A 24,111-nucleotide genomic window follows, 5' to 3' on the forward strand; every position below is an offset into this window, starting at 1 on the left:
GTGAACCTCACATAGCCGTGTCGGTACTGGTCGGTAACACTGCAACGCATGATGGAGTTGGCCTTGCCCGCCGGATTCCGCCCGAACGAGTTCCCCTCAGCGTCGAGGGAACAGTGGCGTGAGCTGGTCGACGCCGTCCTCGCGAAGACCGGGGCGAGCTTCGAATCGCTGGTCACCAGGACTTATGACGGCATCGAGCTGCAGCCGCTCTACACGCTCGACGACGCGCTGCCTCCCTATGCGCTGGTGCCCGCCAAGCAGGGCTGGGACGTCCGCCAGCGCCACACCGTGCCCGATCCGGTCGCTGTGATGAACGATCTGGAGGGTGGCGTCACCTCCTTGTGGCTCGCGCTCCCGGCGTCCTCCCTCGAGCGTGTGCTGGACGGCGTGTACCTCGACCTCGCGCCGATCGTGCTGGACGGCGACGTCGAGGCCGCGCGCACGATGCTGCGGATCTACGACCAGGCCCCGCTGCTGGCCGAGCAGGTGCGGGGCAACCTGGCGCTGAGGCCCCACGGCCCCTCGCTCGACGTCATCAAGCAGGCTTGCCGGCAGTTCCCGTCGTTGCGGACCGTGGTGGTGGACGCGTTGCCGTTCCACGACGCGGGCGGCTCGGACTCCGAGGAGCTGGGCGCGTCGATCGCGCTGGCCGTCTCGTACCTGCGCGCGCTGACCGACGCGGGCCTGGACGTCGCGCAAGCGTTCGCGCAGCTGGAGTTCCGTTACGCCGCGACCGCCGACCAGTTCATGACCATCGCGAAGCTGCGCGCCGCCCGCCGCCTGTGGGCGCGCGTGGCGGAGGTGTCCGGTGCCGATGCGCCGCAGGTGCAACACGCGGTGACGTCGTCGGCGATGATGACCCGCCGCGACCCGTGGGTGAACATGCTGCGCACCACGGTGGCCACCCTGGCCGCCGGCCTCGGTGGCGCCGACTCGGTGACGGTGCAGCCGTTCGACGCGGCCATCGGGCTGCCGGACGAGTTCGCCCGCCGGATCGCGCGCAACACGCAGAACCTGCTGCTGGAGGAGTCGCACCTCGGTGAGGTGATCGACCCCGCGGCCGGGTCCTGGTACGTGGAGAAGCTCACCGACGAGCTGGCCGGCAAGGCCTGGGCGTGGTTCCAGGAGATCGAACGGGCGGGCGGGCTGCCTGCGGCGGGGTCTCTGGTGGCCTCGCGGATCGCCTCCACCTGGGAGAAGCGGTCGGCGCGGCTCGCTGATCGGAGCGACCCGATCACCGGGGTCAGCGAGTTCCCGAACCTGACCGAGAAGCCGGTCGTCCGCGAACCCGCTGTCGAGCAGGGCTCCGCTCACGAACCCGCTGTCGAGCAGGGCCCCGCCCGGGATCACGCGGTCGGAATCGATCCCGATTCGCAGGCCCCCAGGGGGGATGCACCCCCCATCCCAAGTTTCTCAGGCGGGTCTGACAGTTTCGGGCTGCCGCGAGTCCGGTACGCCCAGGCCTTCGAGGAGCTGCGCGACCTCGCCGACGCCCAGCCGGAACGCCCGCAGGTCTTCCTGGCCACCCTCGGCCCGGTCGCCGCGCACACGGCCCGTGCCACGTTCGCCGCGAACCTGTTCAACGCCGGCGGTTTCGCCACCCCGAACGCGGGTCCGACCAGGACCGCCGAGGACGTCGTGGAGAAGTTCAAGGCGTCCGGCGCGCGCATCGCGGTCGTGTGCGGCAGCGACAGCAGCTACGCCGACCTCGCCGTCCCGACCGTCGAGGCGTTGCGTGCGGCGGGTGCGGAACGGGTACTCCTGGCAGGACGCAAGAGCGACGCGGATGTCGACGGCCACGTCTACATGGGTTGCCCGGCACTGCAAATCCTCAACGACACCTTCGAGTTCCTTGGAGTCAGGCGATGATCCCCAACTTCGCGGACATCGACCTCGGCCCGCTCCCGTCGGCGAAGTACGAGACCGACCTGCCCGTGTGGGAGACGCCGGAGGGCATCGCGGTCAAGCCGGTCTACGGCCCGTCCGATGTGGACGGACTGGACTTCCTGGAGACGTACCCCGGCATCGCGCCGTTCCTGCGCGGCCCGTACCCGACGATGTACGTCAACCAGCCGTGGACCATCAGGCAGTACGCGGGCTTCTCGACGGCCGAGGAGTCGAACGCCTTCTACCGCCGCAATCTCGCGGCCGGGCAGAAGGGCCTGAGCGTCGCCTTCGACCTCGCCACCCACCGCGGCTACGACTCGGACCACCCGCGCGTCGCGGGTGACGTCGGCATGGCGGGCGTGGCGATCGACTCGATCTACGACATGCGCACGCTGTTCGACGGCATCCCGCTGGACAAGATGTCCGTGTCGATGACGATGAACGGCGCAGTGCTGCCGGTACTGGCCCTGTTCGTGGTCGCGGCCGAGGAGCAGGGGGTGAAGCCGGAGCAGCTCATGGGGACGATCCAGAACGACATCCTCAAGGAGTTCATGGTCCGCAACACCTACATCTACCCGCCGCAGCCGTCGATGCGGATCATCTCCGACATCTTCAGCTTCACGTCCCAGCACATGCCGAAGTTCAACTCCATCTCGATCTCCGGCTACCACATGCAGGAGGCGGGGGCGACCGCCGACCTGGAGCTCGCCTACACGCTCGCGGACGGCGTCGAGTACCTCCGCGCCGGCCGGGAAGCCGGGCTGGACGTCGACGCGTTCGCGCCGCGACTCAGCTTCTTCTGGGCGATCGGCATGAACTTCTTCATGGAGATCGCCAAGATGCGGGCCGCACGCCTGCTCTGGGCGAAGCTGGTCAAGGGCTTCGACCCGAAGTCGCCCAAGTCGCTGAGCCTGCGCACCCACTGCCAGACGTCCGGGTGGTCGCTCACCGCGCAGGACGTGTTCAACAACGTCGCGCGCACGTGCATCGAGGCCATGGCGGCGACGCAGGGGCACACGCAGTCGTTGCACACCAACGCACTCGACGAGGCGCTCGCCCTCCCCACCGACTTCTCCGCGCGCATCGCTCGCAACACACAGCTGTTGCTCCAGCAGGAGTCCGGCACGACGCGTGTGATCGACCCGTGGGGCGGCAGCGCGTACGTGGAACGTCTGACCAACGAGCTCGCCGCGAAGGCCTGGGAGCACATCACCGAGGTCGAGAAGGCCGGTGGCATGGCCCGCGCGATCGACGAGGGCATCCCCAAGCTGCGCATCGAAGAGGCGGCCGCCCGCACCCAGGCGCGCATCGACTCCGGTCGTCAGCCCGTCATCGGCGTCAACAAGTACCTGGTGACCAACGACGAGCAGATCGAGGTCCTCAAGGTCGACAACGCCGGCGTGCGCGCGCAGCAGCTCGAGAAGCTGCGCAGGCTCAGGGAAGAACGCGACCAGTCCGCTGTGGACAGTGCGCTCGACGCGCTCACGAACGCGGCGGGCGGCCACGGCAACCTGCTCGAGCTCGCCATCAACGCGGCCCGTGCCAAGGCCACGGTCGGCGAGATCTCCGAGTCGCTCGGCAAGGTGTGGGGCCGGCACTCTGCGCAGATCCGCACCATCACCGGTGTCTACCGCCAGGAGGTCGGCCAAGTGTCCAACGTGGACGCCTGCCGCGAGGTCGTCGAGGCGTTCGCGGAGGAAGAAGGCCGCCGTCCGCGCATCCTGGTCGCCAAGATGGGGCAGGACGGCCACGACCGCGGCCAGAAGGTGATCGCGACGGCGTTCGCGGACCTCGGCTTCGACGTCGACGTCGGTCCGCTGTTCCAGACGCCGGAGGAGGTCGCGCGGCAGGCCGTCGAGGCCGACGTGCACATCGTCGGCGTGTCCTCGCTGGCGGCCGGTCACCTCACGCTGGTTCCGGCGCTGCGGGAGGAACTCGCCAAGCTCGGCCGCGAGGACATCATGATCGTCGTCGGTGGCGTGATCCCGCCGCAGGACTTCGACGAGCTGTACGCGGCAGGTGCGGCGGCGATCTTCCCGCCCGGCACGGTCATCGCGGACGCGGCGAAGGATCTACTGGTGAAGCTCGCAGATCAGCTCGGCCATCATGGCTAGGGTGATCGACGTCGCCGAGCTGACCAGAGGTGTCCTCGATGGTCAGCGCGGGGTGCTCGCGAGAGCGATCACGCTCGTCGAGTCGAAGCGGGCGGACCACCGCGCGAAGGCGCAGGAGCTGCTGATCGAGCTGTTGCCCAAGTCGGGCAACGCGATCCGCGTCGGCATCACCGGCGTGCCCGGCGTGGGCAAGTCGACGTTCATCGACGCGCTCGGCACGATGCTGACCGAGAAGGGGCACCGGGTCGCGGTGCTCGCCGTCGACCCGTCGTCCACTCGCACCGGCGGCAGCATTCTTGGTGACAAGACGCGCATGCAGCGGCTGTCGGTGAACCGGGAGGCGTTCATCAGGCCCTCGCCGACGTCCGGCACGCTCGGCGGTGTGGCACAGGCCACCCGCGAGACGATCGTGCTGGTCGAGGCCGCCGGCTACGACGTCGTGCTGGTCGAGACCGTCGGCGTCGGGCAGTCGGAGGTGGCCGTCGCGAACATGACGGACTGCTCGCTGTTCCTGACCCTCGCGCGCACCGGTGACCAGCTGCAGGGCATCAAGAAGGGCATCCTGGAGCTCGCGGACGTCATCGCGGTCAACAAGGCCGACGGCGAGCACGAACTGGACGCCCGCAAGGCCGCGCGGGAGCTGGCCGGGGCGTTGAAGTTGCTGCGCGCACCGGACGCGTTGTGGCACCCGCCGGTGCTGACGTGTTCGGGCCTCACCGGGAACGGGCTCGAAGAGCTGTGGTCCCGCGTGCTGGAACACCGGGCCACCTTGAGGGACGCGGGCGAACTGGACGAGCGTCGTCGGCGCCAACAGGTCGAATGGACCTGGATGATGGTTCACGACGAACTGTGGCGGCAGGTGCGGGAGAGCACCGCCGTGCGCGCGTTGGCCCCCTCTCTGGAGGAGAAGGTCAGGTCGGGCGAGCTGACCGCGACGCTGGCCGCGGAGCAGATTTTGAAGGCGTTCCAATCGGACTCTCGGTAGGCGTTGTAACTAGTTTGGGTGACCTTCGACCGTGGTATTCGAGGTAGAGTTCAGGCCATGTCGAGGTTGCTGCTGGCCTGCGTGTTCGCGCTGATGGGCGTCTTCGGGATCGCCGGGACATCCATTGCTGAGGAGGGCGCGAACGTTGTCGTGGCAGCGCAGCAGACGACGGCCGTGAACCCGGCTCCCGACGTGAACGCGCCGCAGGAGCCGTCGCCAGAGGTACGGCAGGAGACCAAGCGCAAGCTGTGGATCGGCGCGATCGCGCTGGGCCTGTTCGCGCTGGTCTACTACCGCAACAAGAAGCGGTGGGTGAAGTGGCGCAAGGAGCGGGCGGCCAAGAAGGGCTGACCCGGCGGCCGCCGAGCGGTCGTTCGAGCTGTGGCGACTCGTCCCACATAGTGGGACGTAATAGTCAAAATTAAGCGTGCTTCTCGACCACTTGCGTCATCGTTGATCGGTCAGACCGAAACTCGCTCGCCGCTTGGCGCAGCGCTGCGACCGGCCAGCCGGTTGATCATCATCAGCGCGCCGCGTCCCAGAGGTGGTGATGCAGGATGGTGGCAAATGGGTACCGACTTGAAGATCAGCACACGCTCGACCGTCGAGCGGTACTCCGACGCGCTGCTGGACCTCTCGCACTCTCTGCACGTCGAGCCCGAGCTCGCGTTCGCCGAGCACCGCAGCGTCGAGAAGATCACCTCCCTGCTGGCCCGCGAGGGTTTCAAGATCGACCGCGGTGTGGCAGACCTCGACACCGCGTTCGTCGCGACCTACGGCGACGGCGAGCTGGTGCTGGGACTTTGCGCTGAGTACGACGCGTTGCCCGAGGTCGGGCACGCGTGCGGGCACAACGTCATCGCCGCAGCTTCGGTCGGCACGGCACTCGCCCTGCGTGACATCGCCGACCGTCTGGGTATCACCGTGAAGGTGATCGGGACGCCGGCGGAGGAGGTCGGCGGCGGCAAGGTGCTCATGCTGGAACGAGGCGTGTTCGACGACGTCTCGTTCTCGATGATGGTGCATCCGGCGCCGTACGAGTCGTGTGCCGCCCGATCGCTCGCCATCACCGACCTCGAGGTGCACTACAAGGGCAAGCCGTCACACGCGGCCGCCGCCCCTCACCTGGGGATCAACGCCGCGGACGCGGTGACCGTCGCGCAGATCTCGATCAGCCTGCTGCGTCAGCACCTCGAACCCGGTCAGATGGTCACGGGCATCGTCACCAACGGCGGCACCGTGCCGAACGTAATACCCGCCCGCGCCTCCGCGATGTTCGATGTGAGGGCGGAGAACTTGGAATCGTTGCAGCGCCTGGAGAACCGGATCCGGGACTGTTTCCAAGCCGGCGCGCTCGCGACCGGCTGCACCCATGAGGTCGTGCAGGTCTCACCGATCTACGCCGAGCTGACTCCCGACCCGTGGCTCGCGGACGCCTACCGGCGTGCTGCCACTGACCTGGGACGACGTCCGCTCTCGCCCGAGCAGGAACGGCGAGAGAAGATCGGGAGCACCGACATGGGCAACGTCACAAGAGTGTTGCCCGCTATCCACCCGACCATTGCCATTGACTGCGGAGACGCGGTGAACCACCAACAAGAGTTCGCGACCGCCTGTGCCTCGGCGTCGGCGGACCGTGCATTGCTCGATGGAGCACTTGCCATGGCCTGGACGACGATCGCGACAGCCACCGATTCCCAGCAGCGCGCACGGCTGCTGGCCCGCGGAGGTGCGGCATGACGGTTCTGGACTCACGCCCCTCCGGCTCTTCCTCCGTGAAGACGTCCACCGAGATGCTCGTCGACCCCACCGGGGTGAGCATGTCTCCTGTGGATGATCTGGGAGAGGGCCGCGGCCCCGCGTGGCTGGACGACTGGCTGAAGGCGCACGCCGCCGACGTCGTCGCCTGGCGCCGCCACATCCACGCCAACCCCGAGCTGTCCCGCCGCGAGTACAACACCACCGAGCTGGTGGCGAAGCTGCTCCGCGAGGTCGGCCTCAAGCCCCGCATCCTCCCCGGCGGCACCGGCCTGATCTGCGACGTCGGCAACGGCCCTCGCTGTGTGGCCCTGCGCGCCGACATGGACGCGCTGCCGCTGCCCGAGAACACGGGCCTGCCGTTCGCGTCCACTGTGGACGGTGTGTCGCACGCGTGTGGCCACGACGCCCACACGACGGTCCTGCTCGGCACGGCACTGGCGCTCGCGTCGGCGACGGAGCTGCCCGGCCGCGTCCGCATGGTGTTCCAGCCGGCCGAGGAGGTCATGCCGGGCGGTGCGCTGGACGTGCTGGCCGCCGGTGGCCTCGACGGTGTGGAGCGGATCTTCGGCCTGCACTGCGACCCGCGTCTGCAGGTCGGCCGCATCGGCACGCGGATCGGCGCCATCACGTCGGCGTCGGACCTGCTGGAGCTGCGGCTGAACTCGCCGGGCGGCCACACCTCGCGCCCGCACCTCACCGCGGACCTGGTGCACGCCCTCGGCACGGTCATCACCGGCCTGCCGACGATGCTGTCCCGCCGCGTCGACCCGCGTTCCGGCACCGTCCTGGTGTGGGGCGCCGTCCACGCGGGTGAGGCGCCCAACGCCGTCCCGCAGGACGGCCTGCTGCGCGGCACGCTGCGCACCGGCGACCGCGACATCTGGGCCGAGCTCGAACCGCTGGTCAAGGACCTGGTCACCGGCCTGCTGCTGCCGACCGGCGTCGGCTTCGACCTGCACCACCGCCGCGGCGTGCCCCCGGTGGTGAACGAGCGCGAGTCCACCCAGATCCTGCGCGCCGGCATCGAGGCCGCCCTGGGCGACGACGCCCTGGCCGGTACCGAGCAGTCGTCCGGCGGCGAGGACTTCGGCTGGTACCTGGAGCACGTGCCCGGCTCGTTCGCGCGCCTCGGCGTGTGGAACGGCCACGAGAAGCAGCGCGACCTGCACCAGCCGACGTTCGACCTGGACGAGCGCGCCCTGCTCGTGGGTGTCCGCGTCATGGTCCACACGGCGCTGGCAGCCTTGGCCTGAGCAGCGATTCGGCCGGAGGCGCGCTGCCGAGATGGAGGCAGCGCGCCGCTCTCTCGCGCACCTGATCGGTGAGCGGTGGCAGTACATCGGTCGTGCCGCCGGCCTCGTCTGGGCAGGGTTCGGCCCGTCCCGCGTCGTGGCAGACCACAACGGCAAGACCCGTGAGGTCGCCGAGTACGCGCTGCACGTCCAGCGCCCGTGGCGGGTGCTCGACGGGATCAGCTCGTCACCGGGTCGTACGACGTCCACCAACCGGGACCGGGCTGGACCGGCGACGGTGAGTTCGACTGGGACGTGCAGGGCGCCAACAGGTCCGACGCGCGAGCCGGGAAGCTGACGCGTATCTGGCGCCGAACCCGTCGTCGTGACGTCGGCCGAGGTCACCGCGTGGGGTGACCTGACCATTTCGCTCTCGGGTGACTTCCGGATCGATGTGTTGCGGACAGGTTCGGTGCGCCACGAGGAGTGGCGGTTCTTCAGGCCCTATCGCGATGACGACCACGTGGTCGTGTTCGAGGAGCCTGAGGACACCTGATCAGCTCACCGGCTCTTCCAGCTGCGGACGCGCTTCCGGCGCCGCGGCACGAACCGCGTCCGCCGCCTGGTCGTCCGGTTTGGTCTGGGAAGCCCGCTCAGCCTCCACCCGCGCGTTGTAGATCTCGATCTCGCGCTTGATGGCGTCCTCGTCCCACCCGAGCACCGGCGCGATCAGCCGCGCCACCGCCTCCGCCGACTCGACGCCGCGGTGGGCGTACTCGATGGAGATGCGGGTGCGCCGCGTCAGGACGTCCTCGAGGTGCATCGCGCCCTCGTGCGACGCCGCGTAGACGGCCTCGACCTGCAGGTAGTCGGGGGAAGCCGGGATCGGCTTCAGCAGTTCCGGGTTGTCCGCGGCCAGCAGCAGGACCTCGTGCACGAGCGAGCCGTAGCGGTCCAGCAGGTGCCGCACGCGGTACGGGTGCAGGCCGTGCTTGGCCGCCAGCTGGTCGGCCTGGTTGACCAGCGCGTGGTAGCCGTCGGCGCCGACCAGCGGCACCTTGTCCGTGATGGACGGCTGGATCCGGCCGGGCAGGTCCACGTGGGCCGCGTCCACGGCGTCCGCGCCCATCACGCGGTACGTCGTGTACTTCCCGCCCGCGATCGCGACCAGTCCTGGTGCGACGCGAGCCACGGCGTGTTCACGGGAAAGCTTTGAGGTCGAATCGGACTCGCCCGCCAGCAGTGGACGAAGACCGGCGTAGACGCCCTCGATGTCGTCGTGCGTCAACGGGGTCGCGAGCACGGAGTTGACGTGTTCGAGGATGTAGTCGATGTCGTGTTTGGTCGCGGCCGGGTGCGCCAGGTCGAGGTTCCAGTCGGTGTCGGTGGTGCCGACGATCCAGTGGTTGCGCCACGGGATCACGAACAGCACGGACTTCTCGGTGCGCAGGATCATGCCGGACTCGGCGACGATGCGGTCGCGCGGAACGACGATGTGCACGCCCTTCGACGCCCGCACCCGGAACCGGCCGCGCGAACCCGAAAGCCGCTGCAGCTCGTCCGTCCACACGCCCGTCGCGTTGATCACCGCGTGTGCCCGCACGTCGACCTCGCGGCCGTCCTCGACGTCACGGACGCGCACGCCGGACACGCGGTCCGCCTCGCGCAGGAAGCCGACCACCTGCGTCGACGTGCGCACGACGGCGCCGTAGTGCGCGGCGGTGCGGCCCACCATCATCGTGTGCCGTGCGTCGTCGGCCTGGGCGTCGTAGTAGCGGATGCCGCCGATCAACGCGTCGCGCTTCAACGCGGGGACCAGCCTGAGCGCACCGGCTCGGGTCAGGTGCTTCTGGCCCGGCACGGACCGGGCGCCGCCCATCGTGTCGTACATGAACAGGCCGGCCGCCGTGTACGGGCGCTCCCAGACCCTGTTGGTCAGCGGGTAGAGGAAGCTCACCGGCTTCACCAGGTGGGGTGCGATGCGCGTCAGCATCAGCTCGCGCTCGCGCAGTGCCTCCCGGACCAGGCCGAACTCCAGCTGCTCCAGGTACCGCAGGCCGCCGTGGAAGAGCTTGGAGGACCGGCTCGACGTGCCGGACGCCAGGTCACGGGCCTCGACGAGCGCCACCCGCAGCCCTCTGGTGGCCGCGTCCAGTGCGGCGCCGACACCGACCACACCACCGCCGATCACGACGACGTCGAACGTCTCCGCCCCCAGCCGGTGCCACGACTCCTCGCGTTCGGCGGGCCCGAGCCTGCCGGTGATCGGAGGGGCGGCATGGGTTTGCGGTGCTGCAGCTGCGTTCTTGCGCGTGGCCACGACGGACGCCTCCCTGTGACGACTCGCGGATCACGTTACCTGCAGGTACCGCGGTTCGCCCATGGGCGCGAGGCCCAGAACCCTATGGCCTGAAAATGGCCTGACCACAGGTAGTTGGCGTAGACAACTGATCAGCGCGGTAATAGCGTCCCAGCACGTTGTGGGCGGGCGGCGCGGCCTGACCTCCTGGGGTGGCGCTCCCTCCTTGCCGCAAACGAGGGAGGTCGACGATGAGCGCAGGCTCGATCTTCGTTTGGGAGTTGCTGGGGACCGCGGTCCTCATCCTCCTGGGTACCGGTGTCGTCGCGAACCAGGTGCTCAAGAACACGCTCGGCAACAGCACGGGGTTCCTGTTCGTCAACGTCGGCTGGGCGTTCGCCGTCTTCACCGGCGCCAGCATCGCCAACCCGAGCGGGGCTCACCTGAACCCGGCCGTGACGCTCGGGCTCGCGATCGCGGACAAGACGCCGTGGGGAGACGTCCCGGTCTACATCCTCGGGCAGATGGTCGGCGCGATCATCGGTGCGATGTTGTGCTGGGCGACGTACAAGCTTCAGTTCGACACGCACGACGAGCCGCAGAACACCCTGGGCATCTTCTCCACCGGCCCGACCGTGCCCAACGCGCCGTGGAACCTCGTGTCCGAGATCATCGGCACGTTCGTCCTGGTGGCGTGGATCCTGCTGTCCCCGCCCGCGAAGGTCGCGGAGGGAGGGTTGCCTCAGTTCGGCAACTCGGCGCTCGGGTACGCGGGTGTCGCGTTCGTCGTGCTGGTGATCGGTACGTCGCTCGGTGGCCCGACGGGCTACGCCATCAACCCGGCGCGTGACCTCGGTCCGCGCATCGCCTACGCGTTCCTCATGCCGATTCGGAACAAGGGCAACGCCAACTGGGGCTACTCGTGGATCCCCGTCGCAGGACCGCTCGTGGGTGGCGCGCTCGCCGCGCTGCTCTACCTGGTTCTCCCGGTCTGAAAGGACTTCTCGCATGACGCAGTACGTGGCCGCGATCGACCAGGGCACCACGTCGACCCGTTGCATGATCTTCGACCACTCGGGTCGGGTGGTGTCGGTCGACCAGAAGGAGCACGAGCAGATCTTCCCGAAGGCGGGCTGGGTCGAGCACGACCCGATGGAGGTCTGGCAGAACACCCGCCAGGTCGCCGCGGGCGCGCTCGCGAAGGCCGATCTGTCCACTTCGGACATCGCAGCGGTCGGCATCACCAACCAGCGCGAGACCGCGGTGGTGTGGGACAAGAACACCGGCGAGCCCGTCTACAACGCCATCGTCTGGCAGGACACCCGCACCGACAGGATCGTCAACGAGCTGGGTGCGCTCGGTGGCGGGCAGGAGCGGTACCGTGCCAAGGTCGGCCTGCCGCTGGCGACCTACTTCTCCGGCCCCAAGGTCCGCTGGATCCTCGACAACGTCGAGGGCGCACGGGACCGCGCTGAGGCCGGCGACCTGCTGTTCGGCAACATGGACACGTGGGTGCTGTGGAACATGACGGGCGGCACCGACGGCGGCGTGCACGTCACCGACCCGACGAACGCGTCGCGCACCATGCTGATGGACCTCGACACGTTGCAGTGGGACGAGACCATCGCCGCCGACATGGGCATCCCGATGTCGATGCTGCCGGAGATCCGGTCCTCGTCGGAGGTCTACGGTCAGGTGCGCGAACGGGGAGCGCTGGCCGGTGTGCCGATCGCCGGCATCCTCGGCGACCAGCAGGCCGCGACGTTCGGCCAGGCCTGCCTGTCGCCCGGTGAAGCCAAGAACACCTACGGCACCGGCAACTTCATGCTGCTCAACACCGGCACCGAGAAGGTGATGAGCGAGAACGGGTTGCTCACCACCATCTGCTACAAGATCGGTGACGCGGCTCCGGTCTACGCGCTGGAGGGTTCGATCGCGGTCACCGGTTCACTGGTGCAGTGGCTGCGCGACAACCTCGGCATGATCTCCAGCGCGGCCGAGATCGAGGAGCACGCCCGTTCGGTGGAGGACAACGGTGGCGCGTACTTCGTGCCCGCGTTCTCCGGCCTTTTCGCGCCGTACTGGCGTTCCGACGCCCGTGGGGCGATCGTCGGCCTGACCCGGTTCGTCAACAAGGGCCACCTCGCGCGAGCCGTGCTGGAGGCGACCGCCTTCCAGACCCGCGAGGTGCTCGACGCGATGAACGCCGACTCCGGCGTGGACCTGACGGCGTTGAAGGTCGACGGCGGCATGGTCGTGAACGAGCTGCTGATGCAGTTCCAGGCGGACATCCTCGGCGTGCCGGTGATCCGGCCGGTGGTGGCCGAGACCACCGCGCTGGGTGCCGCCTACGCCGCCGGTCTCGCGGTCGGGTTCTGGAAGTCGGAGGACGACATCCGCGACAACTGGGCCGAGGACAAGAGGTGGGAGCCGCAGATGGACGACGCCCGCCGCGACTCCGAGTACGCCAACTGGAAGAAGGCCGTCACCAAGACCTTCGACTGGGTGCAGGACTGAGTTTGATTGGCGCTACTGAGCTGGGGCTGCGTGCACGATCACGTTGTCGCGGGTGCCGCACGTGATCAGCCGCAGCCCCTGCTCGTCCGCGTCCCTGGCGACGGCCTCCGCGAAGAAGTCGTCACGGATGATCCGCTCCGAGCGCGTCACCGTGAACCTGGCCACCGAACCGTCCTTCTTGGACACTTCGACGGTGTCGCCCTGCTGCAGGTCGTTCAGGCGGTAGAAGACGCCCCTGGCCTTGTTGCTCTCGATGCGCCCGACGATGATCCACTGCTGGGGATGCGTTTGGCGCCAACCGGCCTGCATGCCCTCGTTGGCGGGCGGCATCTCGACGATGCCCTGCGGGTCGAGGCCGAGCTCGACCAGCGACGACCGCACGCCGATCCGCTCGATCCGCAGCTCCATGGGATCGGATTTGCCGAGCGGCGACACCACCACCGGCGGCGCCGCGCTGTCGCTCGTCGCCGCCGTCGGCTTCGGTGCCGGCCCCGATGAGCAGGCCGTGGCCAGCGCCACACACAGCACCGCGATTAAGACACGAGTCCCCACGAACCCATTGACGCACATCTGGTGGGTTAGTTGCTCGTCCGATCGGGACGGAGCCGAACCGTGATCATTTTTAGCGCGCGGTGCCACCACCGCCCGTCTCCGGCGCGCCCTTGGGCTTGACGACCGGCTTCGGCTTGGGCTTCGGAGCCGGACCGGCCGCCGGCGGCGTGGTCGTCGGTGGCGTCGTCGGCGGAGTGCCCTTGATCGTGAACGTCCTGGTGTCGGTGCGCGTGCCGCCCTGACAGTGGAAGGTGGCGGTGTAGGTGCCCGGCGTCGTGATCACCGTGGTGTCACCGGAGAACCGGCCGAAGTTGCCGCCCCTCGTGAACCTGAGCGGCGCGGCGAATCCCGGCGAGGTGATCTCGGCGCCGTTGCAGCCGGTGTTCATGTCTCCGCCGCCGGTCACCATCCCGCCCGGCTCGACCTCGGCCGGGTGGAGGTACCACTGGAGCGGCCTCGGCTCCTCCACGGTGAACGAGGCCGTGTAGGTGCGGCCCCCGCACGTCGCCGTCACCGGATAGGTGCCGGCGACCGCGACCACGTGGGTGCTTCCCGTGACCCTGGCCGGGCCGTTCGGCTCCAGCTTCAGCGGTGCGGGGAAGCCGGGGGACGTGGCGACGGCGTCCGCCGCGGCGCAGCCGAGCAGTTCCACGCCGACCACTCCAGCCGCGCGCACGGTGGACGGTGAGACGGTGAGCCCGTCCTGTGCCAGCGCGGTGGCCGGCAGGAGCGTGAGCACGCTCAGCGCGCTCAGCAGAGCAATTGATCTCTTCATCTTTCTACCCCCTTGTAGTGGTCAGCCCCTCGCCGTGCCGCCGCCGGTTTCCGGCGCGCCCTTGGGCTTGACGATCGGCTTGGGCTTGGGCTTCGGAGCCGGGTTGCCCGCCGGTGGCGGGGTCGTCGGCGCGCTGGTCGGCGGTGTGCCGAGGATCCGGAACGTCTTCACGCTGCGCTCCGGGCGTTCCGCGCACTGGAAGACCACCTCGTACGTGCCCGGCGTGGTGATCACCGTCGTGTCACCGCTCAAGCGGCCGAAGTTCCCGCCGCGCGTGAACTTCAGCGGCGCGGCGAAACCGGGCGACGTGAGCGGCCCAGTCGCGTAGCAGCCGGTGCTCATGTTCTGTTCCGCGGTGATCGTGCCGCCCGGCTCGACCTCGGCCGGGTGCAGCTGCCAGTGGATCTCCAGCGGGAGCACGGTGAACTGTGCCGTCAGCGTCTTGCCGTCGCACTGGACGGTCGCGGTGTAGCTGCCCGCTTCGATGGTGGCCCATCCGTTGCCGGACAGGCGGTTCGCGTCGCCGCTGAGCGTGATCGGCTCTTTGAAGCCCGGTGACGTGACCGTGGAGTACGTCGCGCACGGACCGGTCTCCGCGCGGACGAGGCCGCGGTTCTTCACGGTGGCGGTCACCTGCAAGGTCGGTTCCTGCTGTTGCGCCACCGCGAGCGGCGCGAACACCACCGCGGCCGACAGCGCGACCGCGATGGCCGGAGCCCCTCTGCTTCTCACCTGGCCGTCCCCCTCAGATCAGCGTTGCGTAGACGATGATGTTGTCCCGGTAGCTGCGGGCGGACTGGTCGTAGCTGCCCCCGCAGGTGATCAGCCGCAGCTCGGGTTCGTCGGTCTCGCCGTAGACGGCCTCGGTGGGGAAGCTGGTCTTGGCGATCTGCTCGGTTCTGCGCACGCGGAACTTCGCCGTAGTGCCGTCCTTTCTGGACACTTCGACCTCGTCGCCCTCGGCGAGTTCCTTGAGCCGGAAGAAGATTCCCGGCTGCTTGTTGCCGTCGACGTGGCCCAGCAGCACGGCGGGTCCTGGCTCGCCGGGCGTGCGCGCGAGCTTGTACCAGCCCGCCTGCATCGGCTGCTCGACCGGCGGCACCTCGATCGTCTCGTCCGGGTTGAGCCCGAGCGGGACGAGCGAGGACTTCGCGCCGATCTTCGGGATGCGCACCTCGGTCGGCTCCGACGGCGGCAGGCCCCTGGCCACCTCGGCGGTCGGGGTGGTAGTGGTGGTCTGCTGTTGCGTCGGAGCGGTGGGCAGCGTGACGTCAGGCGCCGAGGCGCAGCCGGTGAGCAACGCCAGCGCCGCGAACATCCCCCAGAACACACGCATGCCCCGAACACGCGGGTGTCCGGGGCACGGTTGCCTTGGGGTGGGGCGTTACCTAATCGAGATCGTCGTGCCGCATGAGCTGGCGGCCGGACTCCGTGATCGAACCGGAGAGCGACGGGTAGACCGAGAAGGTCGTGGCGAGGTGCTCGACGGTCAGCTGGTTCTGCACGGCCAGCGCGATCGGGAGGATCAGCTCGCTCGCGTTCGGAGCGACGACCACACCGCCGATGACCACACCGGTCGCCGGGCGGCAGAAGAGCTTCACGAAACCGCGGCGCAGGCCCTCCATCTTGGCGCGGGGGTTCGTGGCGAGCGGCAGCATGATCGTGCGCGCGGGCACCTCGCCCGAGTCGATAGCCTGCTGGCTGATGCCGACGCTCGCGATCTCGGGGTTGGTGAAGACGTTCGCGGCGACGGTCTTGAGCTTGATCGGGCTGACGCCCTCTCCCAGCGCGTGCCACATCGCGATGCGGCCCTGCATGGCGGCCACGGACGCGAGCAGCAGCACACCGGTGCAGTCGCCGGCCGCGTAGACGCCGCTGACGTTGGTGCGGCTGACCCGGTCGACGGGGATGTACCCGCCGCGGCCGAGCTCGATGCCGATCTTCTCCAGGCCGATGTCGTTGGTGTTGGGCACCGAACCGACGGTCATCAGGGCGTGCGACGCCTCGATCGTGCGACCGTCTTCCAAGTGGATCATCACGCCGTCGCCGACGTTCTCGACCCGGTCGGCGCGGGCGTGCTTGACGACGGCCGTGCCGCGCTCGGCGAACACGTCCTCCAGCACCGCGGCCGCGTCGGCGTCCTCGTGGGGGAGCACCCGGTCCCGGCTCGAGACCATCGTCACCTTGACACCCATCTCGGTGTAGGCGGAGGCGAACTCGACACCGGTCACACCGGAGCCGATGACGGCGAGGTGCTCCGGCAGTTCGGGCAGGTCGTAGATCTGGCGCCAGGTGAGGACGCGCTTGCCGTCCGGCTCGGCGCCCTGCAGCACCCGCGGCGTGGCGCCCGTTGCGATGAGCACCACATCGGCGTTGAGGAGCTCGTCCTCGCCGTCCGCCTTGGTGGCGATGACCTGGTGCTGGGCCAGCCCGCGCGAGTCGTCCGCGAACTTCGCGCGCCCGTTGATCAGTCGCACGCCCTCGCGCTGCAGCCGTGCCCTGACGTCCGCGGACTGCGCGAGCGCGAGGCCCTTCACCCGTCCGTGCACCACCGGCAGGTCGACGGCCGCCTGGTCGTTGTTGGTCTGAATCCCCAGCTCACCGGCGTTGCGGAAGGCGCTGCGGGCCCCCGCCGAGGCGATGAACGTCTTGGACGGCACGCAGTCGTACAACACGCACGCGCCACCGGCCCCGTCGTTCTCCACCACGGTCACGTCGGCGCCGTGCTGCGCCGCGACCAGGGCTGCCTCGTAACCTGCGGGTCCGCCGCCCATGATGACGATGCGGGTCACGATCATTCCCCTTCTGCGCGCTTGCTGGCCGGGCACAACCGTACGCGTTGGCCGAATCGCCCGTGTCGTCAGTACCGAAAGCTGATCGTTGGGTCGCTACGCTGTCGGACGTGCCGCTCTATGCCGCGTACGGGTCGAACATGGATCCGAACCAGATGATGGAGCGAGCCCCGTACTCCCCGCTCGCGGGGACCGGCTGGCTCGTCGGTTGGCGTCTGACGTTCGGTGGCGAGGACCTCGGCTGGGAGGGCGCTCTCGCGACCATCGTCGAGGACCCCGACTCCCAGACGTTCTGCGTGCTCTACGACGTCTCACCGCGCGACGAGTCGCGGCTGGACAGGTGGGAGGGCGCGCTCGGGCTCTACAAGAAGATCCGTCTGCGGGTGCAGACCCTGGAGGGATCTGTGGTGGCCTGGCTGTACGTGCTGGACGCCTACGAGGGCGGGCTGCCGTCCGCCCGGTACATCGGCGTGGTGGCGGACGCGGCGGAGGCTGCCGGGGCACCGGACGACTACGTGAACGACCTGCGGACGCGGCCCTGCCAGGGCATCGGGCCCTGATCAGGAGCCGGCGGCCTCCGCCAGCAGCTCCACCAGGTGGTGGTGCATGCGGCGGTAGTCGATCGGCGTGATGGTCGACCAGGGCGCCTGGCCCTCCGAGGCCCGGCGCATCTGCAGGTAGCGCCCCTTCGGCGTGTCGTAGAACGCCACCACCCGGTCCGGCCGCACCCGCTTGCCCCACTTGTCCCGCGCGGCAGCACCGAACTGCCCGCGGTTCGAGGCGTCCCGGACCATCTCCGCCAGGGTGTGGGCGTCGTCACTCCGCAACCCGCGCGAGCGCAGCGCCTCCTCCAGGTCCTCCGGCGAAGCCGCTGAGGCGGCCGCTGCGTCCAGGTCCCCAGACGGCAGGGTGATCGAGTGACCCTCGCCCGCCGGAGCCGGGGGAAGGGCGGTCAGGGCCTCGCGCGGCAGCCCGTCGGCCTCGGCGGGGCGCAGGATCAGCTGCCCGCCGTCCAGGACGGCCAGGACTCCCGCCTGGCCCTTGCCGGCGGCCAGGACGCGGACGCTGCGTTCCTGCAGCCACATCCGGGCGTCGATCTCCTGCTGCGGGCGGTTCAGGACGTGCAGGAGGTCTTCCAGGGTCGGGTCCAGGGAACGCGGGCCGCCCAGGCCGCGCGCGCCCAGCTGACGCCACACCTGGTCCTCGATGCCCCTGCGTTCCTCACGGGTCTTGCCCGGTGAGGGCACCTTCAGGACGAGCGGCATCGTCTCCAGGCCCAGGTGTTCCCAGAGGACGTCGAACTCCAGCGTGGAGATGATCACCGGGTCGCGCGTGTCGCTCGTCCCCATGTCCAAGCCGAACAGAGTCATCAGTCGGTCGTGCTCTCCCCGATCACCGGCAGCGAGTAGCTGCCGACGCCGTAGATGTCGTCGCGTTCACGGAGGTAGTCGGCAGCCTTGTGCTCCATGTCCTCCTCTTCGTCGCCCTTGCGCGGGCCCATGCCGCCGAACGGGTCGAACGACTGGGGCATCGGCACGGCCCTGCGGTGGAGCTGGTCGTTGTTCGACGACGCGCCCACCGTGCCCATCGGACCCATGGCGGAACCGGAAGCCGCGGCCACACCGGCGGCACCACCGTGACCCATCAGCGGGCCCACGGCGGCCGAGGAAGCCGCGGTCGCGCCCTCTTCCATCTCCTTGGGCTCCGTCGACGACGACGAACGGCCCGAGCGCTGGCCGGGCACACCGACACCCGCGACACCCGTACCGGAGGGACCGGACGTGCCGGCCGACGACAGCGAGGTCGTGGAGCCCTTCGAGGTAGCTGCGGCAGGCGCCGACACCCCAGAGGTGCGCGTCGGCGAACTGGGGGGAGGAGTGGCGCCACGAGGAGGCGGAGCAGCGGAGACACGTGAGCCGGAACCCGTGCGACCTCGCGTGACGCCACCGGTCGCGCCCTGCGGGCCGACGACCCAGGCTCCCGCCGTGCCGATCTGGGCACCACCACCGTGCACGAGGCCGGTGCCGCTGATCTGCAGCTGCGGTGGCTGGCTGAACTGGCCCAGGGTCGAGGTGTTCGAGACCGTGGACGACGCGTAGGTGGACATGACCTCACGGGCGCGGCGCTCGGCGGCGTCCTGGGCCGCCTCCTGCTTCTCGTGGTCGGTCTGGCCGCCGAAGAGGTGGGTGAGACCGGTGATCAGCGCGCCCGGCTGCTCCGCGGTCACCTGGACCGGTTTCGGCATGTCCGCGCGGGCCTTCGAGATGTGGCCGGCCTGCAGTTCCGCCGAGTAACGCATCACGTCCGCGCCGGTGCGCGCGCCGTCCGCCCAGGTGGCGATCGGGTTGAGGCCGGCCTGCGCGATCTCGGAGGCCTTGCCCTTCCACTTCGCGCCCGACAGCGTGATGCCGTTGTGCAGGTCGTCGTTGATCTCGCTCAACGCGGCCGACACGCCTGCCCAGCGCTCCATCGACGCGAACGACGCGGAGGGGCCGGGACCTGCGTGGATGCGCTCGTACAGCTCCTTGTGGCTGTAGCCCTGCCAGCGGTGTTCTGCCATGTCAGCACCCGCTCTTGTTCATCATGCCGGTGTTGTCGCCCTCGACCACCTGGTACTGGCGCTCGATCTGGTTCAGGTTGTCCATCGCCGTCTTGAGCTGCTTCTGGTAGTTCAGCAGCGCCTGCAGCGCAGAGTCGCCGTCGGAGATCGACCGGTCGTTGAACTTCTCCGCGGCCTCCTTGCTCACCGGATCGCCCGCCCACGGCCGGACGCGGAACTCGGTGATCGCCATCTCGATCTGCTTGTCGAGCTTGGTCAGAGCGGCGGAGAACGTGTTCCGCAACGCCGGGATCGCCCCTGGTTCCACACTCAGCTCGTGGCTGACGGGTGGCGAGGAGTCAGCCCCGCTGCGTCCCCCTGGCGGCATGGTGAGACCTCCGGCGGTTGTGCGTACAAGCGCGTCGACACTCTAACCACCGAAAGTAACGCTGGGGAGTGGGATCAGTGACATCCGCCCGTGTGGGTCAGCGCTTCTGGAGCAAACTGGCCACCGCCGCCTCGGCCACGCGCTGTGCTCCCAGGCAAAGATGATCTTGTTGTACCGCACGGGAATTCCCACCGTCGCGGAACATGACGTCGAGGAACTGACCCTCTGCGATGTCGATCTCCACGTGACAGACGTCGTTCAGGTCGGGTGTGCGGACGGTAATCGCCGCGAACCCCTCGATCGAGCTGACCGTGTAATCCACCTGAGCGTTCTCGGAGAGCCACACGTCGGCACCGGAGACCAGCACCAGCGCGAGCCTGGCGACGTTGCCGCTGGTCGTGCTGCGGATCGTGCACGCCTTCGCACCGCCGAAGCTCGTCTCGACGTAGGCGCTGGGCGGGTTGTCGAGGCTCAGCTGAACGCGCTGCTCGGGGGTCAGCACCGCACACGGGTCGACGTTGTCGAGCGGTACCTCACGCGGCCGCGGCGGGAAGTCCATCTGCGACGCCGACGTCGTCGGCGTCGCGGGAGGGGGTGGGGCCTGACTGTCGAGTGCGCTGGGGGCAGGCCCGGCCGTGCATCCGGCCAGCGCCACCGCAACGATGAGGAGCGCCGTGATCCGCATGGGCGCTCACCGTAGCTGTTCCGGGTAGGGGTCTGTCGCGAGCCTCGACCACAGCAGCTCGTCGACGCGCTGGTCGTCGACGATCGACTCGTGGCGAAGCCGGCCCTCCAGGGTGAACCCGCACTTCTCCGCGACCCGCCGCGACGCAGGGTTGAACACCGAGTGCTTGTAGACGATGCGGTGCATGTCCGCCGCGCCGAACGCCCAGCCCAGCACGGCGTTGAGCGCGGTCGGCACCACGCCCTTGCCGCGGTGCGCCGGGTGGGTCCAGCAGGTCACCTCCGCCGAGCCGACCTTGAGGTCGATGTTGTGGAGCACCACTCCGGCCACCATCTCCGCGGTGACCGCGTCGCACACCGCCCACGACCAGCGGTAGTTCTTCGCCCAGCCGTTGGTCATCAGCATGATGAACAACTCGGCGGTCGGAACGTCCGAGACGTTCAGGTTGTTCATGTACCGCTTGGTTTCCTCGTCCGCGTAGATCTCGACGAGCGCCGGCACGTCGTTGACGCGGTCGTCGTTGCGGAAGGCGCGCAGGTAGTACTCACCCGCGTTGATCTCGACTGGCTCCACGCGCCAGAGGCTAGTGCTCGCCGGTGAACCCGTCGTGACGTTCCGCCAGTTCGTCGAGCTCGTCACGATGCGCGGACGCGGGCGTGCCGTCCGGGGCGGTGGTGAGCTCGATCACCCAGTCCACGTCCTCGGCGTCGTCCTCGCCCGCCAGCATGTCCCGGTGCACCGCGCACGGACCCCAGCCGTCCTCCAGCAGCTCCGCCGCCAGCTCCTCGGCCTCGTCGCGGTCCGGGAGGATCAGCAGCACCGTCGGCGGGATCAGCCCGCGCACCGCCAGCGCCGTCCGCAACGCCGCCGTGTCCGGCACGTGCACGCCGTCGAGCCCCACCGCGCGGGCGGCGGCCACGTTCTCCTCGGTGTCGTCGCAGAACACCGCGGTCGAGTGGCCGAGCTCGGCCAGCACCCGCCGGAAGATCTCCGGATCCGGTTTCGCGACCCCGAGCCGCGCGGAGTTGAAGATCGCGTCGAACTCCGCGTCCAGGCCGAGCTGGGCGAGGTCCGCCTCCAGCCGGGTGGTCGCGTTGGACAGCAACGCCACGAAGCACTGCTTGCGCGCGGTCCGCACCAACGCCAGCGCCTCGGTGATCACCTCACCGGTCGAGGCGGCCCAGTCCTGCCCGACCTCGTGCCGCCACTGCTCGTCGGTGATCTCACCGGTGACGGCGCGGCGCAGCAGCGACGGTTCGAAAGCGATCTCGGCGATCTCCGCTGGCAGGGGAGGAAACCGGCGCAGCACGCCGTCGAGATCGAGCAGCAACAACGGTTTCAGCGCCGGCGTCCGTTCCACTGTGCCCACAGGATCGCGACCGCGGGGATGAGCAGGAAGATCAGCGGGTTCCGCACGAGCACGAAGAACGCGATCACCACGGCCACGCCGACCGCCGGCACGACCGCGCCCTCCCAGCGCGCGGGTGCCTTGGTCGGCTCCGGGAACATCGGCATCGGCGTGGCGAACTGCGGACGCGGGTCCGGCAGGTCGTAGAACAACGCCATGAGCTCGCCGCGGGTCTTCGCGATGGTGATCTTCGCGGACCGCTCGCCGTACTCGTGGACGTCGATGCGGCCCGCGCTCATGTGCTCACCGAGCACCTGCAACGCCTGCTGGCGCTCGGTGTCACCGATGCGGATGTCCCTCGACGGGTCGCTCACAACGCAATCGTAGGCGAGCGACCCGACCGGTCAGTCCTTCAGCTCGCAGATCACGGTGCCCTGGGTGATCGGGTCACCGGGCGCGGCCGCGAGACCCGTCACGGTGCCGGCCTTGTGCGCCGTCACCGGGTTCTCCATCTTCATCGCCTCGAGGACCACGATCAGGTCGCCCGCCTCGACGGTCTGCCCGTCCTCGACGGCCACCTTCACGATCGTGCCCTGCATCGGCGCGGCCACCGCGTCACCTGACACCGCGGCGGACCCGCCACCGGCGCGCTTCGCCTTCGGCTTCTTGGCCGCGGCGGCCGGGCGGGCCGAACCCACCGCGAGATCACCCGGCAGCGACACCTCGAGGCGGCGGCCACCGACCTCGACGACGACGGTCTGGCGCGGCGTCTCCTCGTCGGAAACCTCGGCGCCACCCGTGAACGGCGCGATCTGGTTGTCGAACTCGGTCTCGATCCAGCGCGTGTGGACGGTGAAGCCCTCAGGCTTCTCGGCGGTGAACGCCGCGTCCCGCACGATCGCGCGGTGGAACGGCAGCACGGTCGCCATGCCGTCGACGACCATCTCGTCCAGCGCCCGGCGGGCACGCGCGAGCGCCTCCTCGCGGTTCTCACCGGTCACGATCAGCTTGGCCAGCAACGAGTCGAACTGGCCGCCGATCACCGAGCCGCTCTCGACACCGGCGTCCACGCGCACACCCGGACCGGAAGGCGCCACGAAGGACGTCACGGTGCCCGGCGCGGGCAGGAAGCCACGACCGGCATCCTCGCCGTTGATCCGGAACTCGATGGAGTGCGCGCGCGGCGTCGGGTCTTCGAGGTGCTTGAGCTTCTCCCCGGCGGCGATGCGGAACTGCTCGCGCACGAGGTCGATGCCGGTCGTCTCCTCCGACACCGGGTGTTCGACCTGCAGGCGGGTGTTGACCTCCAGGAACGAGATCGACCCGTCCAGGCCGACGAGGTACTCGACGGTGCCGGCACCGTGGTAGCCGGCTTCGAGGCAGATGGCCTTGGCGGAGCTGTGGATCGTGGCGCGCTGCTCGTCGGTCAGGAACGGCGCGGGCGCCTCCTCGACCAGCTTCTGGTGGCGGCGCTGCAGCGAGCAGTCGCGGGTGCCGACGACGATCACGTTGCCGTGCTGGTCGGCGAGAACCTGCGCCTCGACGTGGCGCGGCTTGTCCAGGTACCGCTCGACGAAGCACTCGCCGCGGCCGAACGCCGTGACGGCCTCGCGGACGGCGGAGTCGAAGAGCTCGGGGATCTCCTCGATCGTGCGGGCGACCTTCAGGCCGCGGCCGCCACCACCGAACGCGGCCTTGATCGCGACCGGCAGGCCGTGCTCCTGCGCGAACGCCACGATCTCGTCCGGACCGCCGACCGGGTCCTTGGTGCCGGGCACCAGCGGCGCGCCGGCGCGCATCGCGATGTGCCGCGCGGTCACCTTGTCGCCGAGGTCGCGGATCGCCTGCGGGGTCGGGCCGATCCATGTCAGGCCAGCGTCGATCACGGCCTGCGCGAAGTCCGCGTTCTCGGACAGGAAGCCGTAACCGGGGTGCACCGAGTCGGCACCGGACTGCGCTGCGGCCGCCAGCACCTTCTCGAACGACAGGTAGCTCTCGCCGGGCGTGTTGCCGCCGAGCGCGAACGCCTCGTCGGCGAGCCGGACGAACGGCGCGTCGCGGTCGGGGTCCGCGTAGATGGCGACACTGGCCAGGCCGGCGTCTCGGCAGGCGCGGATGACCCGGACGGCGATCTCACCGCGGTTGGCGATGAGGACCTTGCGCAGCGACACGGCGTCGTACCTCCTGCTGGACCGGCAATTACGGCTCTGGCTGGTGCCGCAGTCTACGGAAATCGG

The 24,111-nt window shown here is 69.4% G+C and carries 25 protein-coding genes; 11 read left to right on the forward strand and 14 right to left on the reverse strand.

Going from position 1 to position 24,111, the window contains the following annotated elements:
• Nucleotides 1-48 precede the first annotated feature (48 nt).
• The 8 genes from C8D87_RS13820 to C8D87_RS45865 all read left to right on the forward strand — a co-directional run bounded on the left by C8D87_RS13820 (nucleotide 49) and on the right by C8D87_RS45865 (nucleotide 8,535).
• Entirely contained in the window at nucleotides 49-1,869 is a 1,821-nt protein-coding gene (locus C8D87_RS13820) for a methylmalonyl-CoA mutase family protein (protein WP_112226879.1), read from the forward strand.
• Nucleotides 1,866-4,001 carry a methylmalonyl-CoA mutase gene (gene scpA / locus C8D87_RS13825; RefSeq protein WP_112226880.1) on the forward strand — a complete coding sequence of 712 codons (2,136 nt, stop codon included), beginning with the start codon at nucleotides 1,866-1,868 and terminating at the stop codon, nucleotides 3,999-4,001. Before C8D87_RS13820 ends, scpA begins: the two co-directional genes overlap by 4 nt.
• Nucleotides 3,994-4,986 carry a methylmalonyl Co-A mutase-associated GTPase MeaB gene (meaB, locus tag C8D87_RS13830; RefSeq protein ID WP_112226881.1) on the forward strand — a complete coding sequence of 331 codons (993 nt, stop codon included), beginning with the start codon at nucleotides 3,994-3,996 and terminating at the stop codon, nucleotides 4,984-4,986. Before scpA ends, meaB begins: the two co-directional genes overlap by 8 nt.
• A 57-nt stretch (nucleotides 4,987-5,043) precedes the next feature.
• Nucleotides 5,044-5,337, forward strand: a complete 294-nt coding sequence (locus C8D87_RS13835) for a hypothetical protein (protein ID WP_109639146.1) — start codon at nucleotides 5,044-5,046, stop codon at nucleotides 5,335-5,337.
• Between the two features lie 216 nt (nucleotides 5,338-5,553).
• On the forward strand, nucleotides 5,554-6,726 hold the full coding sequence (locus tag C8D87_RS13840; RefSeq protein ID WP_112226882.1) for a M20 family metallopeptidase: 1,173 nt from the start codon (nucleotides 5,554-5,556) through the stop codon (nucleotides 6,724-6,726).
• On the forward strand, nucleotides 6,723-8,000 hold the full coding sequence (locus tag C8D87_RS13845) for a M20 family metallopeptidase (RefSeq protein ID WP_109639148.1): 1,278 nt from the start codon (nucleotides 6,723-6,725) through the stop codon (nucleotides 7,998-8,000). The genes C8D87_RS13840 and C8D87_RS13845 overlap by 4 nt, the downstream gene beginning before the upstream one ends.
• Before the next feature lie 31 nt (nucleotides 8,001-8,031).
• The gene (locus C8D87_RS13850) at nucleotides 8,032-8,337 is read left to right on the forward strand and encodes a hypothetical protein (protein ID WP_112226883.1); all 306 of its coding nucleotides are present in this window, start codon (nucleotides 8,032-8,034) and stop codon (nucleotides 8,335-8,337) included.
• A gap of 27 nt (nucleotides 8,338-8,364) precedes the next feature.
• On the forward strand, nucleotides 8,365-8,535 hold the full coding sequence (locus C8D87_RS45865; RefSeq protein WP_170166412.1) for a hypothetical protein: 171 nt from the start codon (nucleotides 8,365-8,367) through the stop codon (nucleotides 8,533-8,535).
• On the opposite strand, the gene C8D87_RS13855 is transcribed toward C8D87_RS45865, so the two are convergent.
• On the reverse strand, nucleotides 8,536-10,245 hold the full coding sequence (locus C8D87_RS13855; RefSeq protein ID WP_112227077.1) for a glycerol-3-phosphate dehydrogenase/oxidase: 1,710 nt from the start codon (nucleotides 10,243-10,245) through the stop codon (nucleotides 8,536-8,538).
• A gap of 284 nt (nucleotides 10,246-10,529) precedes the next feature.
• On the opposite strand from C8D87_RS13855, the gene C8D87_RS13860 reads away from it, so the two are divergent.
• Both C8D87_RS13860 and glpK read left to right on the forward strand, forming a co-directional pair.
• Nucleotides 10,530-11,273, forward strand: a complete 744-nt coding sequence (locus C8D87_RS13860) for an MIP/aquaporin family protein (protein WP_109639150.1) — start codon at nucleotides 10,530-10,532, stop codon at nucleotides 11,271-11,273.
• A gap of 13 nt (nucleotides 11,274-11,286) precedes the next feature.
• Nucleotides 11,287-12,795, forward strand: a complete 1,509-nt coding sequence (glpK, locus tag C8D87_RS13865) for a glycerol kinase GlpK (RefSeq protein WP_112226884.1) — start codon at nucleotides 11,287-11,289, stop codon at nucleotides 12,793-12,795.
• Between the two features lie 12 nt (nucleotides 12,796-12,807).
• On the opposite strand, the gene C8D87_RS13870 is transcribed toward glpK, so the two are convergent.
• The 5 genes from C8D87_RS13870 to C8D87_RS13890 all read right to left on the reverse strand — a co-directional run bounded on the left by C8D87_RS13870 (nucleotide 12,808) and on the right by C8D87_RS13890 (nucleotide 16,914).
• A complete protein-coding gene (locus C8D87_RS13870; RefSeq protein WP_170166413.1) occupies nucleotides 12,808-13,314 on the reverse strand; it encodes a sortase domain-containing protein in 507 nt (168 codons plus the stop codon).
• A gap of 103 nt (nucleotides 13,315-13,417) precedes the next feature.
• On the reverse strand, nucleotides 13,418-14,122 hold the full coding sequence (locus tag C8D87_RS13875) for a hypothetical protein (RefSeq protein ID WP_146771701.1): 705 nt from the start codon (nucleotides 14,120-14,122) through the stop codon (nucleotides 13,418-13,420).
• A gap of 21 nt (nucleotides 14,123-14,143) precedes the next feature.
• Entirely contained in the window at nucleotides 14,144-14,854 is a 711-nt protein-coding gene (locus tag C8D87_RS13880) for a hypothetical protein (protein ID WP_112226887.1), read from the reverse strand.
• Between the two features lie 13 nt (nucleotides 14,855-14,867).
• Nucleotides 14,868-15,458: a class F sortase gene (locus tag C8D87_RS13885; protein WP_170166414.1), complete on the reverse strand. Its 591-nt coding sequence runs from the start codon at nucleotides 15,456-15,458 to the stop codon at nucleotides 14,868-14,870.
• 52 nt (nucleotides 15,459-15,510) lie between these two features.
• Nucleotides 15,511-16,914, reverse strand: a complete 1,404-nt coding sequence (locus C8D87_RS13890) for an NAD(P)H-quinone dehydrogenase (protein ID WP_109639347.1) — start codon at nucleotides 16,912-16,914, stop codon at nucleotides 15,511-15,513.
• Between the two features lie 110 nt (nucleotides 16,915-17,024).
• Here C8D87_RS13890 and C8D87_RS13895 point away from each other — a divergent pair, with 110 nt between their 5' ends.
• Nucleotides 17,025-17,474, forward strand: coding sequence for a gamma-glutamylcyclotransferase family protein (locus C8D87_RS13895; RefSeq protein WP_109639156.1), 450 nt, complete (start codon nucleotides 17,025-17,027; stop codon nucleotides 17,472-17,474).
• Here the strand turns inward: C8D87_RS13895 and C8D87_RS13900 are convergent, their stop codons facing one another.
• The 8 genes from C8D87_RS13900 to C8D87_RS13935 all read right to left on the reverse strand — a co-directional run bounded on the left by C8D87_RS13900 (nucleotide 17,475) and on the right by C8D87_RS13935 (nucleotide 24,045).
• Nucleotides 17,475-18,284, reverse strand: coding sequence for an ESX secretion-associated protein EspG (locus C8D87_RS13900; protein ID WP_112226888.1), 810 nt, complete (start codon nucleotides 18,282-18,284; stop codon nucleotides 17,475-17,477).
• Nucleotides 18,284-19,474 carry a PPE domain-containing protein gene (locus C8D87_RS13905; protein ID WP_112226889.1) on the reverse strand — a complete coding sequence of 397 codons (1,191 nt, stop codon included), beginning with the start codon at nucleotides 19,472-19,474 and terminating at the stop codon, nucleotides 18,284-18,286. The genes C8D87_RS13900 and C8D87_RS13905 overlap by 1 nt, the downstream gene beginning before the upstream one ends.
• 1 nt (nucleotide 19,475) lies before the next feature.
• A complete protein-coding gene (locus tag C8D87_RS13910) occupies nucleotides 19,476-19,781 on the reverse strand; it encodes a transcriptional regulator (RefSeq protein ID WP_233439982.1) in 306 nt (101 codons plus the stop codon).
• Nucleotides 19,782-19,938: 157 nt separating this feature from the next.
• Nucleotides 19,939-20,526: a DUF3558 domain-containing protein gene (locus C8D87_RS13915; RefSeq protein ID WP_112226890.1), complete on the reverse strand. Its 588-nt coding sequence runs from the start codon at nucleotides 20,524-20,526 to the stop codon at nucleotides 19,939-19,941.
• Between the two features lie 6 nt (nucleotides 20,527-20,532).
• The gene (locus C8D87_RS13920; protein WP_170166415.1) at nucleotides 20,533-21,099 is read right to left on the reverse strand and encodes a GNAT family N-acetyltransferase; all 567 of its coding nucleotides are present in this window, start codon (nucleotides 21,097-21,099) and stop codon (nucleotides 20,533-20,535) included.
• 10 nt (nucleotides 21,100-21,109) lie between these two features.
• Nucleotides 21,110-21,886, reverse strand: coding sequence for an HAD-IA family hydrolase (locus C8D87_RS47600; RefSeq protein WP_146771702.1), 777 nt, complete (start codon nucleotides 21,884-21,886; stop codon nucleotides 21,110-21,112).
• Nucleotides 21,865-22,248: a DUF1707 SHOCT-like domain-containing protein gene (locus C8D87_RS13930; protein ID WP_112226893.1), complete on the reverse strand. Its 384-nt coding sequence runs from the start codon at nucleotides 22,246-22,248 to the stop codon at nucleotides 21,865-21,867. Before C8D87_RS13930 ends, C8D87_RS47600 begins: the two co-directional genes overlap by 22 nt.
• A 30-nt stretch (nucleotides 22,249-22,278) precedes the next feature.
• Nucleotides 22,279-24,045: an acetyl/propionyl/methylcrotonyl-CoA carboxylase subunit alpha gene (locus C8D87_RS13935; protein WP_112226894.1), complete on the reverse strand. Its 1,767-nt coding sequence runs from the start codon at nucleotides 24,043-24,045 to the stop codon at nucleotides 22,279-22,281.
• Between the last annotated feature and the right edge of the window lie 66 nt (nucleotides 24,046-24,111).

It is taken from the genome of Lentzea atacamensis (assembly GCF_003269295.1).
Lineage (GTDB): Bacteria > Actinomycetota > Actinomycetes > Mycobacteriales > Pseudonocardiaceae > Lentzea > Lentzea atacamensis.

Coding starts and splice junctions, on each gene's coding strand:
- C8D87_RS13820 (WP_112226879.1), top strand. CDS start 49: ATGATGGAGTTGGCCTTGCCCGCCGGATTCCGCCCGAACGAGTTCCCC.
- scpA (WP_112226880.1), top strand. CDS start 1,866: ATGATCCCCAACTTCGCGGACATCGACCTCGGCCCGCTCCCGTCGGCG.
- meaB (WP_112226881.1), top strand. CDS start 3,994: ATGGCTAGGGTGATCGACGTCGCCGAGCTGACCAGAGGTGTCCTCGAT.
- C8D87_RS13835 (WP_109639146.1), top strand. CDS start 5,044: ATGTCGAGGTTGCTGCTGGCCTGCGTGTTCGCGCTGATGGGCGTCTTC.
- C8D87_RS13840 (WP_112226882.1), top strand. CDS start 5,554: ATGGGTACCGACTTGAAGATCAGCACACGCTCGACCGTCGAGCGGTAC.
- C8D87_RS13845 (WP_109639148.1), top strand. CDS start 6,723: ATGACGGTTCTGGACTCACGCCCCTCCGGCTCTTCCTCCGTGAAGACG.
- C8D87_RS13850 (WP_112226883.1), top strand. CDS start 8,032: ATGGAGGCAGCGCGCCGCTCTCTCGCGCACCTGATCGGTGAGCGGTGG.
- C8D87_RS13860 (WP_109639150.1), top strand. CDS start 10,530: ATGAGCGCAGGCTCGATCTTCGTTTGGGAGTTGCTGGGGACCGCGGTC.
- glpK (WP_112226884.1), top strand. CDS start 11,287: ATGACGCAGTACGTGGCCGCGATCGACCAGGGCACCACGTCGACCCGT.
- C8D87_RS13875 (WP_146771701.1), bottom strand. CDS start 14,122: ATGAAGAGATCAATTGCTCTGCTGAGCGCGCTGAGCGTGCTCACGCTC.
- C8D87_RS13885 (WP_170166414.1), bottom strand. CDS start 15,458: ATGCGTGTGTTCTGGGGGATGTTCGCGGCGCTGGCGTTGCTCACCGGC.
- C8D87_RS13900 (WP_112226888.1), bottom strand. CDS start 18,284: ATGACTCTGTTCGGCTTGGACATGGGGACGAGCGACACGCGCGACCCG.
- C8D87_RS13905 (WP_112226889.1), bottom strand. CDS start 19,474: ATGGCAGAACACCGCTGGCAGGGCTACAGCCACAAGGAGCTGTACGAG.
- C8D87_RS13915 (WP_112226890.1), bottom strand. CDS start 20,526: ATGCGGATCACGGCGCTCCTCATCGTTGCGGTGGCGCTGGCCGGATGC.